Source organism: Candidatus Tisiphia endosymbiont of Neophilaenus lineatus (assembly GCF_964264975.1).
Lineage (GTDB): Bacteria > Pseudomonadota > Alphaproteobacteria > Rickettsiales > Rickettsiaceae > Tisiphia.
Window position 1 is genome coordinate 111,447 of record NZ_OZ183649.1, and the last position, 15,593, is coordinate 127,039.

The 15,593-nt window shown below is 33.9% G+C and carries 16 protein-coding genes; 5 read left to right on the forward strand and 11 right to left on the reverse strand.

Features of this window, described 5'->3' with window-relative positions:
* Nucleotides 1-421: 421 nt before the first annotated feature.
* Nucleotides 422-835, reverse strand: coding sequence for a helix-turn-helix domain-containing protein (locus ACFE3K_RS00650; protein ID WP_341748206.1), 414 nt, complete (start codon nt 833-835; stop codon nt 422-424).
* A gap of 170 nt (nt 836-1,005) precedes the next feature.
* Nucleotides 1,006-1,716, reverse strand: a complete 711-nt coding sequence (locus ACFE3K_RS00655; protein ID WP_375358955.1) for an IS6 family transposase — start codon at nt 1,714-1,716, stop codon at nt 1,006-1,008.
* Nucleotides 1,717-2,438: 722 nt separating this feature from the next.
* Here ACFE3K_RS00655 and ACFE3K_RS00660 point away from each other — a divergent pair.
* The 4 genes from ACFE3K_RS00660 to ACFE3K_RS00675 all read left to right on the forward strand — a co-directional run bounded on the left by ACFE3K_RS00660 (nt 2,439) and on the right by ACFE3K_RS00675 (nt 4,691).
* Complete coding sequence (locus ACFE3K_RS00660; protein WP_375358956.1) at nt 2,439-3,086, forward strand: IS6 family transposase; 648 nt, start codon at nt 2,439-2,441, stop codon at nt 3,084-3,086.
* A gap of 44 nt (nt 3,087-3,130) precedes the next feature.
* Nucleotides 3,131-3,631, forward strand: a complete 501-nt coding sequence (locus ACFE3K_RS00665; protein WP_375358957.1) for a helix-turn-helix domain-containing protein — start codon at nt 3,131-3,133, stop codon at nt 3,629-3,631.
* The gene (locus ACFE3K_RS00670; RefSeq protein WP_375358958.1) at nt 3,625-4,185 is read left to right on the forward strand and encodes an IS630 family transposase; all 561 of its coding nucleotides are present in this window, start codon (nt 3,625-3,627) and stop codon (nt 4,183-4,185) included. Before ACFE3K_RS00665 ends, ACFE3K_RS00670 begins: the two co-directional genes overlap by 7 nt.
* Before the next feature lie 164 nt (nt 4,186-4,349).
* A complete protein-coding gene (locus tag ACFE3K_RS00675) occupies nt 4,350-4,691 on the forward strand; it encodes an efflux RND transporter permease subunit (RefSeq protein WP_375359534.1) in 342 nt (113 codons plus the stop codon).
* 142 nt (nt 4,692-4,833) lie between these two features.
* Here the strand turns inward: ACFE3K_RS00675 and cydB are convergent, their stop codons facing one another.
* The 6 genes from cydB to ACFE3K_RS00705 all read right to left on the reverse strand — a co-directional run bounded on the left by cydB (nt 4,834) and on the right by ACFE3K_RS00705 (nt 11,251).
* Entirely contained in the window at nt 4,834-5,853 is a 1,020-nt protein-coding gene (gene cydB / locus ACFE3K_RS00680) for a cytochrome d ubiquinol oxidase subunit II (protein WP_375358959.1), read from the reverse strand.
* A 377-nt stretch (nt 5,854-6,230) separates the two neighbouring features.
* On the reverse strand, nt 6,231-7,556 hold the full coding sequence (ltrA, locus tag ACFE3K_RS00685; RefSeq protein WP_375358960.1) for a group II intron reverse transcriptase/maturase: 1,326 nt from the start codon (nt 7,554-7,556) through the stop codon (nt 6,231-6,233).
* Between the two features lie 482 nt (nt 7,557-8,038).
* Entirely contained in the window at nt 8,039-8,506 is a 468-nt protein-coding gene (locus ACFE3K_RS00690) for an IS5 family transposase (protein ID WP_375358961.1), read from the reverse strand.
* An 89-nt stretch (nt 8,507-8,595) separates the two neighbouring features.
* Nucleotides 8,596-9,912, reverse strand: a complete 1,317-nt coding sequence (locus ACFE3K_RS00695; RefSeq protein ID WP_375358962.1) for a cytochrome ubiquinol oxidase subunit I — start codon at nt 9,910-9,912, stop codon at nt 8,596-8,598.
* A gap of 266 nt (nt 9,913-10,178) precedes the next feature.
* Nucleotides 10,179-10,757 (reverse strand): IS630 family transposase, encoded by a 579-nt coding sequence (locus ACFE3K_RS00700; protein WP_375358963.1) that lies wholly within the window; start codon nt 10,755-10,757, stop codon nt 10,179-10,181.
* Nucleotides 10,751-11,251: a helix-turn-helix domain-containing protein gene (locus tag ACFE3K_RS00705; protein ID WP_375358964.1), complete on the reverse strand. Its 501-nt coding sequence runs from the start codon at nt 11,249-11,251 to the stop codon at nt 10,751-10,753. The genes ACFE3K_RS00700 and ACFE3K_RS00705 overlap by 7 nt, the downstream gene beginning before the upstream one ends.
* 497 nt (nt 11,252-11,748) lie before the next feature.
* Here ACFE3K_RS00705 and ACFE3K_RS00710 point away from each other — a divergent pair, with 497 nt between their 5' ends.
* Nucleotides 11,749-12,459, forward strand: a complete 711-nt coding sequence (locus ACFE3K_RS00710; protein WP_375358965.1) for an IS6 family transposase — start codon at nt 11,749-11,751, stop codon at nt 12,457-12,459.
* 95 nt (nt 12,460-12,554) lie between these two features.
* Here the strand turns inward: ACFE3K_RS00710 and ACFE3K_RS00715 are convergent, their stop codons facing one another.
* From ACFE3K_RS00715 to ACFE3K_RS00725, 3 genes are all read right to left on the reverse strand, one after another.
* Nucleotides 12,555-13,298 carry a methyltransferase domain-containing protein gene (locus ACFE3K_RS00715; protein ID WP_375359535.1) on the reverse strand — a complete coding sequence of 248 codons (744 nt, stop codon included), beginning with the start codon at nt 13,296-13,298 and terminating at the stop codon, nt 12,555-12,557.
* Between the two features lie 229 nt (nt 13,299-13,527).
* Nucleotides 13,528-14,238 carry an IS6 family transposase gene (locus ACFE3K_RS00720; RefSeq protein ID WP_375358967.1) on the reverse strand — a complete coding sequence of 237 codons (711 nt, stop codon included), beginning with the start codon at nt 14,236-14,238 and terminating at the stop codon, nt 13,528-13,530.
* 72 nt (nt 14,239-14,310) lie between these two features.
* Nucleotides 14,311-15,546 carry an EAL domain-containing protein gene (locus ACFE3K_RS00725; protein WP_375358969.1) on the reverse strand — a complete coding sequence of 412 codons (1,236 nt, stop codon included), beginning with the start codon at nt 15,544-15,546 and terminating at the stop codon, nt 14,311-14,313.
* Between the last annotated feature and the right edge of the window lie 47 nt (nt 15,547-15,593).

A 15,593-nucleotide genomic window follows, 5' to 3' on the forward strand; every position in this document is an offset into this window, starting at 1 on the left:
TATTTTGAAATATTACTAGATGAAATGATTGGCAGAATTGCCCCTACTAAAGATACTGACAATAGTAAATCTTCTGATTGAATTTTTAGTGGCTACTGACAGGCATATACTGCTCGTAAATGAAGAGTTGGTAGACGAAGGTCAACTTCAAGAAGAGCTAGGAGTGTCAAAATCGAGCAGCGGAGCATACATTAGTACGTGAGCAGCTTCGATCTTTAGACACGACGACGCCAATTCTTGAAGTTCACCGAGTATACTCAAATGATTTGAAACTGAATGGTAAGAAGGCATAGCGTATATATAGTATAGTTACGCATGCGAATCAATGATATTCTCAAAAAACAATGAGTAGGATCAGAAGAGTACACTATAAATTTATTCATCTGACAATTATCTTGTAACCGTGTTTATAATCACACAATTAAGGTTTATGATATTTATCAATTATCCAATCTATAAATGTATTATCAACAGACTGCTTCTTCAAAGCATACTCATATACTTCTTTTATTAGAGTTGTAAGGTTTCTCAATGAGAAACTTAAGTTTCTTTCAATTAATATATTAATTGTTGCACTAGTAGCTTTGCTAAAAATTTTTATCTGATCAACAGTTAGTATCTCGAGGTTTATTTCATTATCAATAACAAGAGCTTCCAAGTTAATGTCTAAGGCTTTTGCAATTAATTGTAAATTATTAGCACTAGGATTTTTTGAACTACCATACAAAATGCTATAGACAGTATTTCTACTTAGTCCAGTTTTCCTCTCTATATCTATAGCATTTATGTTTTTTTGAGCCATTAACGAATTAAGTCTAGCCTGTAAATTTGCCATAAGTAATACTTTGTATATAAAATTAATATTTTTAAAATATAAGGTATAATAATCAAAAAGTAAATACCAATTACATTATTTTTTCCGTGTTAATTCTAATTGTTCCAGCTGCTCTAGCGGCACCGTCAAGTTAAGTAAAATAGTATCAAAAAGAGCTATATTTTTAGATTTCAGGCAGCAAGAAGTCTTTGAGTGGCTTCGTCCAAAATGGATTTAGCTGATGCAAATGCAATTCTTTGCTCAATTGCTGTTTTACTATATCTTCCAACATTTACGGCAAATATATTTCTGACTTTTCCCATCAGTGATAATTTACAGTGGGCTGAATTAGGATGCTTAAATTTAATTAATATCTTCTCGTTGCGCCTAGTTGGTTGATGAGCATTCTCAACACGATTATTTAGTCTTTTATGAGTGCGATGCTCAGTTTTAGGGCACATAAGCTTAATCGGCTTAATGTAACTTCTGAGCTTATCAGTAACAATTACTCTTGGAGCTGGATAATGACCCAATAATTTTGATAAAAAACGAATAGCTGATTTTTTGTTACGACGCTTCTGCAGTAATACTTCTAATTCATGCCCCTCAGAGTCAACAGCTCTCCATAATATCAATACCTCGACTTGAATCTTAATATTCATCTCATCTAAATGCCATTTATCAGTTGGTTTCCTCTCTCGCTTTCTGATAACATCTTGAAAATAAACCGCAAATTTATTGCACCAAAATCTTACTGTCTCATGACTTAAAATAATACCTCGATAGGCCATCTGTTCTTGTACATCTCTGTAACTATTATTGAATCGATGATATAACCATACTGCATGGCTAATAATGATTACTGGAAAACGATGTCTCTTTGGGGATTGAATAATACACATAGCACTGAAATTTAGGTAACAATTGTTACTGATAATCTATAAATTATTCCCTACATTTGCTCAATACTTAATTTACATTTCTCTTAACTTGACGGTGCCCTTTTTGATACTATTTTACTTAACTTGACGGTGCCCTTTTTGATACTATTTTACTTAACTTGACGGTGCCGCGGAGATCTTTAGACACGACAACGCCAATTCTTGAAGTTCACCGAGTATATAATAGAAAAGAGCTAGCATATACCCAACTACCTATCTATACAACTAATGCATAATCATGTGAATTTCAAGCCATTATTTTGAAATTTTCATAATGGCTTGATAATTGTGGCTTGATAATTGCGTTAAATAGAATGTAAGCTTATATATACTTACTTTAAATTGCTTTTTTAAAATCTTGTTCAGTTAAAAAGCGATTATTTGACCGTAATTTTACCTAAATTGTAACATTTTATAGCTAACTTAAATAAGGGGCACCGTCAAGTTAAGTAAAATAGTATCAAAAAGAGCTATATTTTGAGATTTCAGGCAGCAAGGAGTCTTTGAGTGGCTTCGTCCCAAATGGATTTAGCTGATGCAAATGCAATTCTTTGCTCAATTGCTGTTTTACTATATCTTCCAACGGCACCGTCAAGTTAAGAGAAATGTAAATTAAGTATTGAGCAAATGTAGGGAATAATTTATAGATTATCAGTAACAATTGTTACCTAAATTTCAGTGCTATGTGTATTATTCAATCCCCAAAGAGACATCGTTTTCCAGTAATCATTATTAGCCATGCAGTATGGTTATATCATCGATTCAATAATAGTTACAGAGATGTACAAGAACAGATGGCCTATCGAGGTATTATTTTAAGTCATGAGACAGTAAGATTTTGGTGCAATAAATTTGCGGTTTATTTTCAAGATGTTATCAGAAAGCGAGAGAGGAAACCAACTGATAAATGGCATTTAGATGAGATGAATATTAAGATTAAAGGCGAGGTATTGATATTATGGAGAGCTGTTGACTCTGAGGGGCATGAATTAGAAGTATTACTGCAGAAGCGTCGTAACAAAAAATCAGCTATTCGTTTTTTATCAAAATTATTGGGTCATTATCCAGCTCCAAGAGTAATTGTTACTGATAAGCTCAGAAGTTACATTAAGCCGATTAAGCTTATGTGCCCTAAAACTGAGCATCGCACTCATAAAAGACTAAATAATCGTGTTGAGAATGCTCATCAACCAACTAGGCGCAACGAGAAGATATTAATTAAATTTAAGCATCCTAATTCAGCCCACTGTAAATTATCACTGATGGGAAAAGTCAGAAATATATTTGCCGTAAATGTTGGAAGATATAGTAATACCAATTGCAATAATTAACGCAGTGGTCTAAGATGGGTTTTTAACTGATCAAAGGTACTCAAATGGCTAGGTTAATATTACCACAAGGTTTTGAAGGTCATGATTTTATAAAAATGATGAAACATGAGCCGCATGGTCGAAATCGTATACGTTTATTGGCGATGTATCACCTTCAATTAGGCAAATCTTTTAAAGCCATATCTGAAATAGTGAAGTCACACTGGAAAACCGTGCAATCATCGCTCAGAAGATTTAGGAATCATGGTTTTGAAGGATTATTTGCATCACAAAGAAGCGGTGCCCCTAGGAAGATTAACACTATACAAGAATCTGCTCTTTTTGATAAAATCAATACGCTCAGTAAAAGTAAAACTGGTGGGTATATAACTGGAAAAGAGCTACATATCATGTTACTTGAGGAATATGGTGCTAAATGTGCTTTAAAAACAGTCTACAATACTATGCACCGCCTTGGTTTTAGCTGGATTACTTCTCGTTCAATGCATCCAAAGTCAAATCAAGAGACTCAAAATAGATATAAAAAAACTTTCCAGACATGTTAACAAAATTATTAGCAAAAAATATCGATAGATGTAAAGTTGATATATGGTCTCAGGATGAAACTAGAGTTGGGCAACAAGGTAGCTTAACTCGTATATGGGCTAAGCGTGGCACTAGACCCCGTAAAGTTCGGCAACAGCAATTTATTTCAACATATATTTACGGAGCTGCTTGCCATGAGACAGGAGAAGCTTGTGCATTAATTTTACCATATGCAAACACACAGGCAATGAATAAATTCTTAGAAGAGCTTTCTCGCAGTATTCAAGGCAACCGACATATAGCTTTACTAACGGATAATGCAGGTTGGCACACAGCCAAAAAACTAACTGTGCCAAGCAATATCACTTTGATACCGCTTCCGCCCTATGCACCGGAACTTAATGCAATGGAACAAGTTTGGGAATGGATTAAAAATCATTTCGTGTCTAACCAATGTTATGGTGTATATGAAGATATCGTTACTATGGCTTGTTACGCTTGGAATCAACTTGCTCATAATGTAGATTTAGTAAAATCAATTATGTATAGAGATTGGATAAATATACCGTGTTAATTATTGCAATTGGTATAATTTTACTATCTATACTTGGACTCTACTGATTAATGTTTGCACGCTTTAACTACTCAATTCTATCATTGTTTATTTTAGTTGGGGGAATTCCAGCTGCTTTAAGTGTAGCATTATTAAGCTTATATTTTTCTCAAGGGGGGTGAAATATATATACGCAAATATCACTTATCACGTTAGCAGGATTAATGACTAAGCATAGTGTATTGTTATGTAGTGCAATGCATCAGAAGGGACAAAGAACTCTAAAAACAATAGTAACAGCTGCAACATCAAGAATCAGGGCAATTTTAATTACTTCTTTAGCTATGAGTATTGGTTTGTTGTCACTTTTCTTTGATAATGGCAACTATGCTAATAGTCGTTTTCACATGGCTATAGTTTTGGTAATAGGGATTGTTATCGGATCGATATTAACACTTTATGTAACACCTTTGCTTTATGTTGGTTTTCATCAACTGTCGAAAGTTAGAAGAGCTAGGGGGCAGTAGTAAAAGCTATTAGTTTAATATATAAAAGATAGCTTTAATTATACAGGATAATAATAGCACAAATATTAGCCCCACTAAGTATAAAATTACAAACCAAAGCCATTGTTTGCATTTCTGAGAAATAAAAATTTTTCTCAACTTACTAATACATAGGGTGATGAGTCGATTTTCCACGGAATATATAATAACAATAAGTTGTATAACCCAATATTATTGGTAAAAGTGTTGCCGCTCCTCCCAACATTAGAGATTGTGATTCTGCTGCCGCTGCTGCTTGCCATAAAGATATTTGATATGGTACTGTAAAAGGCCAAATACTTAGGATTAGCCCTAAATAGCCTAAAGCAAACAGCAGAATTGAGTAACAAAAAGGCTGGAATTCTTTATTTTTATAAAGAGAGGTGAATAACATAAATAATGTACAAATAGTTAAAATAGGAATGAGTGAAAGATATGCAAAATTAGGCATAGTAAACCAAAATATACGAATTCTCTCGTTTAAAAATGGTACCCATAAACTTACCAATCCCATAAATAACATAACATAAATTAATACATATGCCGCAGATTTACGAGCCCATATTTGCGTATCTTGGTCAGTTTTCATGATCAGCCAAGTGCAACCAAGTAGAGCATAACCAAATACTAGGGCAATACCCGTCATCAGAGAAAAAGGAGTCAGCCAATCAAAAGCATCACCAGCAAATACCCTGCCATCAACCTTAACGCCTTGGATGAAAGCTCCTAACATAATTCCCTGAAATAAGGTAGCGATGATAGAACCAAAATGGAAAGAATAATCCCATATATAACGATCCTTTAGAGAGGCTTTAAATCTAAATTCAAAAGCTACTCCGCGGAAGATTAATCCCAAAAGCATTATGGTAATTGGTATATAGAAGGCTGACATCAAAACTGAATAAGCTAGTGGGAATGCAGCAAATAACCCCCCGCCACCTAAAACTAACCAAGTTTCATTACCGTCCCAAAATGGTACTACAGAGTTCATCATTTTATTGCGGCAATCTTGAGTAGGAGCAAATGGGAATAATATACCAATTCCTAGATCAAAACCATCTAGTAATACATAAAGAAAGATTGCAATGACAATTAGCCCACCCCAAACTAAAGGTAAATCTATATAGGGAGCAAAATTAAGCATGGTGATATATCCTTTTACCGGTTAGATTCTCTAGTATACTCAGGTAGAACTTCAAGAATTGGCGTTGTCGTGTCTACAGATCTCCGCTGCTCGACTTTGCTACTGCCTAGCTCTTCTTGAAGTTATACTATCGTCTACCAACTCTTCATTTACGAGCAGTATATTATAGTTGTAACCTCAACTATTGATATAAGACATCGGTTTAATAGCCTAGGGGATATTCTTGCCCCTTCGGATGTCACCCCTGCTTACCATTATGTTATCTCAGCGAAAGCTGGGATATAAAACTACGTAATATACACTATCTATGCTATTTTTAGACCCCTGCTTACGCAGGGTGACATCACACCTAATGGCGATGATACCTAAGCTTACTATTAATTATAGCTATTCTGCTTTGAAGTAGTACCATATAAAGAAAACTTTATTTTTGGCATTGGTAGCGGATTCCACTGCAAATAGTTTTTAAACCATTTATAGCTTACTTTTCTACTACCTCTTCGGTTTATCCACTTATGTACCATTTGTACAGTTCTATAGTAAAACTTAGAGATCGATTGAAAATTACCGCTAATACCAACATAATTATAATGTCCTGTTAGTTTTGATTTTAGTGTTGGCCACCATTCTTTCAAAGCTATTTGCGATCTTATTGACTTTAACCATTCTTGAGTTTCTTTTAGTTTTCTTGCAAAGCTACTCTTCATTGTCTTATGACCCATTACAAAGTATCCTTGCCTACTTTTTCCACAATAGTGAGTAAAACCAAGAAAGTTAAATGTCTCCACTTTCTCTTTCCTTTTACTTGCTAGTTGCCAAGGTCGTCTACCAAACTTAACCTTCCTTGTTTTCTCTTCTGATATGCTTAATCCAAAACCTTTTAGCCTATCTTGTAGTAAGTTTAAAAATTCTTCTGCATCTTTAGCACTTTCACAACACACCACATAATCATCACAGTATCTTATTAACTCAACATAGCCTTTAGCTTTTGACTTAAAGACTTTCTCAAACCATAGATCTAAGACATAATGTAAGTAAATATTTGCAAGTATTGGACTTGCTACTGAGCCTTGCAGTATACCTTGATCACTGCTACTAACAACACCATCCTTAGTTGCTCCAGCTTTTAAAAGTCTTCTTATTAGCCACATAAAATTCTTGTCTAATATTCTTTCTTCTAAACACCTTTGCAACCAATAATGATTTATGTTATCGAAAAATTTCCTAATATCTACTTCTACAACATAATTAATTGGCTTTTTCATTACCACTTCATTTAAGGCTTTTATTGCTGAATGACAGCTTAAGTTAGGTCGAAATCCGTAAGAGCATTTTAGAAAATCTTGCTCATATATTGCTTCTAACAATTTCTTTACTGCTAATTGCACTATTTTATCTTCAACTGTTGAAATACCAAGCCCTCGCTTTTCTTTGCTGTTAGTTTTAGGTATATATACCATTCTAACTGCACTAGCCCTGTAGCTTCTATCTTTTAATCTCTGCACAAGCTTTTCTACATGCTCCTCTAGATTCTTGCCATATTCTTCAACCGTTACTTCATCTATGCCATAAGCTCTGTTCCTTTTCAGCTCTTTGTAACATTTAATAAGATTCTCCTTATTTATATGATGCACAAGTGCTGTAAATTTTAGCTTCTTATCTTCCTTAGCTTTAGCAGATATAAGTTTAAGTTTACTTTCCATTCTACTCTCTAACCTCCGTGTATTAGTGAATTAAGCGTACTTACACTAACGCTATATTGCTGACCCCTTCCCCATGTACATGGCTTTCCCATGCTCAGAGTACTATAAGTCAGTCCGACTTCCATTGTATCATACTTTAATTCTTGCTCTTAACAGCTTGTTTTAAAGTACTCACTTGCGTAAGAATACAATGGATCTCCTAGAGGTTCAGGTAAATTCCGTCTTGTAGCGTGTCATGGTCTGTGACTCCGGTAGAGCAATAGTTGCTCGCCTTATCGCAACTACACATCCTGTTTTCCATGAAATGAAGCATGTCAACCTCTACGATATCGCATATTTCGGAGCTTATATCCTTCACTTACGTTACAACCCACTACATCCCTCCTCTCAGCTTCACATAATTCGTTACCTCCATATATGTGAAATTTGGTTCTACGCTGTTGGCTAAACTTTACGTAGGTTGGATTTTCACCAACTGTAATTTACCCGCTTTGCCTAGCGCCATCATTTCTTTGCCCAGCAGTTAGTATAAACTTTAATGGATTACCAAGGACATCAACAAGGGTATGAATTTTAGTACTAACACCACCTCTGCTTCTACCTAAAGCCGCTTCTTCTTGATTACCTTTGATATATCCAGATGAGCAAGCATGTGCTCTCACAATAGTTGCATCAATCATAATTGATTCCATATCTGCATCTACTTTAACATAATCCATTAAATCCTCCCATATACCTTTGTCAACCCATCTCTTAAATCTGTGATAAATACTGTACCAACAACCATAATCATCAGCTAGAAGACGCCATTGGCAACCTGTTCTAACAATAAACCATATTGCTTCAATAAAATATCTCATTTTTTCTTCATTCTTGTTGTGTATACCATTTCTTTCCTTAAAAAATGATAAAATTACTTCCCATGCTTGTTCTTCTATGTAATACATCATATTGGTAGTTCCTTTTTTTGATAACTAGAAACTACCATTTCTTCTTACTATGGCAATTTTTTATTCCTCTTGCCTAACTATAATTTTTGTCAACAGAACCTAGGTCCTTTCCTTATTAAAGTTATAATATAATAAATGCCTCCGCCAAATATAAAAGCATACACTATAACAAAAGCAATTAGTGAGGCAAAGATATATTGACCTAATACTGGTGAAGATACTTCAGATGTTCTGAGTATATTATATACTACATAAGGTTGCCTACCAACTTCTGTAACAAACCAACCTGCTAATATTGCTATAAAACCAGATGGAGTCATCAACATGCACCAATATTGAAACCATTTGGTATCAAATAATCTTTTATGTAAGTATAAAACTAATGCAATAACCCCAGTAATTATCATTAATATACCGATTCCTACCATTACTCGGAAACATAAAAATACTATTAATACAGGGGGGCGATTTTCTTTTGACCATTCTTTTAAGCCTTTTACTTCTCCATCTAAGCTATGGGTCAGTATTAAACTAGCAATTTTGGGTATTTCTATAGTATATTTTGTTATTTCTTCTTGTGCTGAAGGCCAACCAAAGAATCTAAGTGCAGCCCCTCTTTCCGTATCCCAGATACCTTCCATAGCAGCAACTTTTGCAGGTTGATGTTCTAAAGTATTTAACCCGTGTTGGTCGCCAATAAAAAGCTGTATTGGGGCAACAGCTACTGCCATCAACATTGCCATGCCAAACATGATTCTAGCATGGTTAACAAATTTTTTATGTAAAAGATAGCAGGCAGCAACACCACCAATTGCAAAAGCTGTAGTTAAATATGCTGCTACAATCATATGACAAAAACGATATGGAAATGAAGGATTAAAAATAATTTCTAACCAACTTACCGGGTATAAAATATTATCTGCTCGTACTTCATAACCAGTAGGAGTTTGCATCCAGCTATTAGCTGCAAGAATCCAAAAAGCAGAGATAATTGTACCAACTGCCACGATTAAAGTGGCAGCGAAATGCATATTTTTACTGACTCTATTCCAGCCAAATAGCATAACTCCAAGGAAAGATGATTCCAAAAAGAATGCCGTAAGTACTTCAAAACCTAATAGTGGTCCAAGTACATTACCTACCTTATCAGAGAAACCTGACCAATTCGTACCAAATTGATAAGACATAACAACGCCTGATACCACTCCCATACCAAAAGTAATCGCAAAAATCTTAATCCAAAATTTATATATTTCTTGATAAATATTATTGCCAGTTTTAATCCATAACCCTTCTACGACAGCAAGCCAGCTAGCAAGACCAATGGTAAAGGACGGAAAAATTATATGAAAACTTATGGTAAAGGCAAATTGTATACGAGATAGTAGATTAGGATCGAATTCCATATTGTTACTTTGTGTCAAACCACTTTAAGTCTGATTGTTTACATTCTCATTCCAATGTAGGATTAATGAAATTAATCCTACATTGAGGTGATAAGAGACTTATTTGATAAAAAATGCTATAGTCAATTTTATTTTCAAATGCTACCATACACTATTCGCGCTAGATTGTCACGTTAAGTTAACTTCATTTTTAAATCTAATTCGGAGTCACATTCGAGTATATAAACCTTTGATTCTATTCATTCAACTTAAAAATTTTTTAAATATTATACCAATTGTAATAATGAACACGGTGTATTTATCCAATCTCTATACATAATTGATTTTACTAAATCTACATTATGAGCAAGTTGATTCCAAGCGTAACAAACCATAGTAACGATATCTTCATATACACCATAACATTGGTTAGACAAGAAATGATTTTTAATCCATTCCCAAACTTGTTCCATTGCATTAAGTTCCGGTGCATAGGGCGGAAGCGGTATCAAAGTGATATTGCTTGGCACAGTTAGTTTTTTGGCTGTGTGCCAACCTGCATTATCCGTTAGTAAAGCTATATGTCGGTTGCCTTGAATACTGCGAGAAAGCTCTTCTAAGAATTTATTCATTGCCTGTGTGTTTGCATATGGTAAAATTAATGCACAAGCTTCTCCTGTCTCATGGCAAGCAGCTCCGTAAATATATGTTGAAATAAATTGCTGTTGCCGAACTTTACGGGGTCTAGTGCCACGCTTAGCCCATATACGAGTTAAGCTACCTTGTTGCCCAACTCTAGTTTCATCCTGAGACCATATATCAACTTTACATCTATCAATATTTTTTGCTAATAATTTTGTTAACATGTCTGGAAAGTTTTTTTATATCTATTTTGAGTCTCTTGATTTGATTTTGGATGCATTGAACGAGAAGTAATCCAGCTAAAACCAAGGCGGTGCATAGTATTGTAGACTGTTTTTAAAGCACATTTAGCACCATATTCCTCAAGTAACATGATATGTAGCTCTTTTCCAGTTATATACCCACCAGTTTTACTTTTACTGAGCGTATTGATTTTATCAAAAAGAGCAGATTCTTGTATAGTGTTAATCTTCCTAGGGGCACCGCTTCTTTGTGATGCAAATAATCCTTCAAAACCATGATTCCTAAATCTTCTGAGCGATGATTGCACGGTTTTCCAGTGTGACTTCACTATTTCAGATATGGCTTTAAAAGATTTGCCTAATTGAAGGTGATACATCGCCAATAAACGTATACGATTTCGACCATGCGGCTCATGTTTCATCATTTTTATAAAATCATGACCATGAAAACCTTGTGGTAATATTAATCTAGCCATTTGAGTACCTTTTATCAGTTAAAAACCCATCTTAGACCACTGCGTTAATTATTGCAATTGGTATTACTTGCATGTAATGGGATTTTACTGTAGTACGATCACAAATATCCGTTTAAAACGGATATTTGTGATATAAAAACTAATTGGAGGAATAAATATGACGTTTGGAACAGTGTGTAAGCAAGTTGTTGCTAAAATACTCTATGGTGATTTAATTACTTTATTCGATAAAAATCCTTTATTTATAGCAATTGCAATAATTAACGCAGTGGTCTAAGATGGGTTTTTAACTGATAAAAGGTACTCAAATGGCTAGGTTAATATTACCACAAGGTTTTGAAGGTCATGATTTTATAAAAATGATGAAACATGAGCCGCATGGTCGAAATCGTATACGTGGCATCGTCAAGTTAAGAGAAATGTAAATTAAGTATTGAGCAAATGTAGGGAATAATTTATAGATTATCAGTGACAATTGTTACCTAAATTTCAGTGCTATGTGTATTATTCAATCCCCAAAGAGACATCGTTTTCCAGTAATCATTATTAGCCATGCAGTATGGTTATATCATCGATTCAATAATAGTTACAGAGATGTACAAGAACAGATGGCCTATCGAGGTATTATTTTAAGTCATGAGACAGTAAGATTTTGGTGCAATAAATTTGCGGTTTATTTTCAAGATGTTATCAGAAAGCGAGAGAGGAAACCAACTGATAAATGGCATTTAGATGAGATGAATATTAAGATTCAAGTCGAGGTATTTATATTATGGAGAGCTGTTGACTCTGAGGGGCATGAATTAGAAGTATTACTGCAGAAGCGTCGTAACAAAAAATCAGCTATTCGTTTTTTATCAAAATTATTGGGTCATTATCCAGCTCCAAGAGTAATTGTTACTGATAAGCTCAGAAGTTACATTAAGCCGATTAAGCTTATGTGCCCTAAAACTGAGCATCGCACTCATAAAAGACTAAATAATCGTGTTGAGAATGCTCATCAACCAACTAGGCGCAACGAGAAGATATTAATTAAATTTAAGCATCCTAATTCAGCCCACTGTAAATTATCACTGATGGGAAAAGTCAGAAATATATTTGCCGTAAATGTTGGAAGATATAGTAAAACAGCAATTGAGCAAAGAATTGCATTTGCATCAGCTAAATCCATTTTGGACGAAGCCACTCAAAGACTTCTTGCTGCCTGAAATCTAAAAATATAGCTCTTTTTGATACTATTTTACTTAACTTGACGGTGCCCTTGACGGTGCCAGAGCAAGCTATAAATGCTTATTTTTTCCTACTATTTTAAATTATGAGTTATTTTTATACTATTCTTACTCGGAGAGGCAATGAAGCTAATTATATTAATTTGTTCGGTAAAAGTGTTAGTATCATTGCTGAGAATAGAAAGCATTTGCTTCGATATTATATTATGAGAGTTTTTTAATAATGCTCCAGATTCTCCAATATTCTTTAATTCTCTAATGAAATCTAAAGGGCTTTTATAGCTCAGCTGAATATTTTCATAATCAACGATAATTTCTGTGAATCCTGCCTGTCCTAGTAAAGGTGTTATGTGATCAAAATGGATAAAAGGGGAAACATGTTGAAAGTGAGGGCGACTTAATGCTATTTCAGCTTCAATGAATTTCATTCGTAGTTCTTTTAGGCTGTTACCGCCGATAAAATTACCAATAAATAGACCATTTGGTTTTAAAATACGTTGTATCTGTAACAGAAAATTTTGTACATCATTGATCCAGTGTAGACCCAAGGAAAAAGTTATTAGGTCAAAACTAGCTGCTTTAAATGGTAAGTTTTCTTCATCAACTAGTAATTTGGGAGTATGGTCAAACGATTGTAACATAACATTTGATGCACTAGCCGCTACAATTATAGCATAGTTATAGTTCTGCACTAATAGTTTAGTTAGTATACCAGTACGACATTCTAAATCTAAAATATCAGGAAATTCTTTATCAATAATATTTAGACGTTCAATAATATCGAATGCTGCATATTTAAAGAACAAACACTCAGCGATATTATCCACCACTTTGTCACGATTAGATTTTAACTTCTCACGATCAAATATAATTGTTACCTCTAGGTTCTGTTGACAAAAATTATAGTTAGGCAAGAGGGCACCGTCAAGTTAAGAGAAATGTAAATTAAGTATTGAGCAAATGTAGGGAATAATTTATAGATTATCAGTAACAATGGCACCGTCAAGTTAAGTAAAATAGTATCAAAAAGAGCTGTATTTTTAGATTTCAGGCAGCAAGAAGTCTTTGAGTGGCTTCGTCCAAAATGGATTTAGCTGATGCAAATGCAATTCTTTGCTCAATTGCTGTTTTACTATATCTTCCAACATTTACGGCAAATATATTTCTGACTTTTCCCATCAGTGATAATTTACAGTGGGCTGAATTAGGATGCTTAAATTTAATTAATATCTTCTCGTTGCGCCTAGTTGGTTGATGAGCATTCTCAACACGATTATTTAGTCTTTTATGAGTGCGATGCTCAGTTTTAGGGCACATAAGCTTAATCGGCTTAATGTAACTTCTGAGCTTATCAGTAACAATTACTCTTGGAGCTGGATAATGACCCAATAATTTTGATAAAAAACGAATAGCTGATTTTTTATTACGACGCTTCTGCAGTAATACTTCTAATTCATGCCCCTCAGAGTCAACAGCTCTCCATAATATCAATACCTCGCCTTTAATCTTAATATTCATCTCATCTAAATGCCATTTATCAGTTGGTTTCCTCTCTCGCTTTCTGATAACATCTTGAAAATAAACCGCAAATTTATTGCACCAAAATCTTACTGTCTCATGACTTAAAATAATACCTCGATAGGCCATCTGTTCTTGTACATCTCTGTAACTATTATTGAATCGATGATATAACCATACTGCATGGCTAATAATGATTACTGGAAAACGATGTCTCTTTGGGGATTGAATAATACACATAGCACTGAAATTTAGGTAACAATTGTTACTGATAATCTATAAATTATTCCCTACATTTGCTCAATACTTAATTTACATTTCTCTTAACTTGACGGTGCCTTTTATTCTGTTAACCGATGCCGGTGAGAAAAAATCGCCTTGCATATTATCAACTTTTAAGTTGATTAAAAAATTGGCTATCTCCCCATTTTCAACAAATTCTGCTACAGTTTGAACGCCTAAATTCTCAGAAATTTTAATTAATCGTTTAATGAAATCTTGACTTTGTATATCGCTAGTGATGTTACGTACGTAACTACCATCAATTTTAATAATATCTATCGGTAGATTTTGTAATTGTTTAAATGAAGTAAACCCAGCTCCAAAATCATCCAAAGCAAATTTACAACCGTATTTTCTTAGTCTGTGCATAAAGGATTTTATTTGTTGGTAATGCTGATTAAGGGTAGTCTCAGTAATCTCAATAATTAACCTGCCTGAAACATCATATGTTTGTAATAGTTTTTCTGCTATTTCCAGGAGAGAAGCATCTAATATACCAATATTTGAAATGTTAACTGCAAGCACTAAGCTAGGGTTAGCATCTAGTTCTTTGATTGCCATTTCTAGCACTATTTGATCTATTATAAAAATTAAACCTTTCTTTTCAGCTTCTAGAATTATTGCTCCTACAGAAAATAGATTGTTATTTGTGTCAGGAATCCTTAGTAAACATTCATAGTAATGAATTTTCATTGTTTTACGGTCAATAACTGGCTGATAAGCAAAAACCATTGTTTTGTTTAATAAAGCTTTTCTTAAGAGATTCAGCTGCTTATTAGACTCTTTAACACACTCTATATTATAATATTTATCATACTCACGATAATAACTTTGGTCACCTTGATAAGAACCTAGCCAATTTAATAGATTATATACTTCTTCAGCTTTATTGGTAAATTTGGGAAACTCTATGCTAGCACTACTGCAATTCATATAAACTGCAGGTAATAGATCATCGACATAAAGTTGAGATAATAAATATATTTTTAGGACAACTTCCTTAACTAGATTTTGGTCTAGTGTGGGTAAAAGCAACAATATTCTATCATGCTCAATTTGTTTATAAACTGATATAGAAGGAGCAGTAATCAATTTATTACAAACTTCAGAAATAATTTTATTAAATTTGTCAATTATATAAATATCTCCTCCTATCATAGCATTCAATTCGTCGTAATTTAATAACTTAAAAGAGATACAATACCCATGCCCGGCTTTATCAAGCTCAGATTGCAAATTTCTAATTTTTGTATCTAATTTTGCCATAACCAACTAAATAATAATATTTGCTAAATACTAAAATCCCAGTAGAC

What these genes read in the sequence shown, in the direction of transcription:
- ACFE3K_RS00650 (WP_341748206.1), bottom strand. Translation starts at nt 835, where the DNA reads ATGGCAAATTTACAGGCTAGACTTAATTCGTTAATGGCTCAAAAAAAC.
- ACFE3K_RS00655 (WP_375358955.1), bottom strand. Translation starts at nt 1,716, where the DNA reads ATGTGTATTATTCAATCCCCAAAGAGACATCGTTTTCCAGTAATCATT.
- ACFE3K_RS00660 (WP_375358956.1), top strand. Translation starts at nt 2,439, where the DNA reads ATGTGTATTATTCAATCCCCAAAGAGACATCGTTTTCCAGTAATCATT.
- ACFE3K_RS00665 (WP_375358957.1), top strand. Translation starts at nt 3,131, where the DNA reads ATGGCTAGGTTAATATTACCACAAGGTTTTGAAGGTCATGATTTTATA.
- ACFE3K_RS00670 (WP_375358958.1), top strand. Translation starts at nt 3,625, where the DNA reads ATGTTAACAAAATTATTAGCAAAAAATATCGATAGATGTAAAGTTGAT.
- cydB (WP_375358959.1), bottom strand. Translation starts at nt 5,853, where the DNA reads ATGCTTAATTTTGCTCCCTATATAGATTTACCTTTAGTTTGGGGTGGG.
- ltrA (WP_375358960.1), bottom strand. Translation starts at nt 7,556, where the DNA reads ATGGAAAGTAAACTTAAACTTATATCTGCTAAAGCTAAGGAAGATAAG.
- ACFE3K_RS00690 (WP_375358961.1), bottom strand. Translation starts at nt 8,506, where the DNA reads ATGATGTATTACATAGAAGAACAAGCATGGGAAGTAATTTTATCATTT.
- ACFE3K_RS00695 (WP_375358962.1), bottom strand. Translation starts at nt 9,912, where the DNA reads ATGGAATTCGATCCTAATCTACTATCTCGTATACAATTTGCCTTTACC.
- ACFE3K_RS00700 (WP_375358963.1), bottom strand. Translation starts at nt 10,757, where the DNA reads ATGTTAACAAAATTATTAGCAAAAAATATTGATAGATGTAAAGTTGAT.
- ACFE3K_RS00705 (WP_375358964.1), bottom strand. Translation starts at nt 11,251, where the DNA reads ATGGCTAGATTAATATTACCACAAGGTTTTCATGGTCATGATTTTATA.
- ACFE3K_RS00710 (WP_375358965.1), top strand. Translation starts at nt 11,749, where the DNA reads ATGTGTATTATTCAATCCCCAAAGAGACATCGTTTTCCAGTAATCATT.
- ACFE3K_RS00720 (WP_375358967.1), bottom strand. Translation starts at nt 14,238, where the DNA reads ATGTGTATTATTCAATCCCCAAAGAGACATCGTTTTCCAGTAATCATT.
- ACFE3K_RS00725 (WP_375358969.1), bottom strand. Translation starts at nt 15,546, where the DNA reads ATGGCAAAATTAGATACAAAAATTAGAAATTTGCAATCTGAGCTTGAT.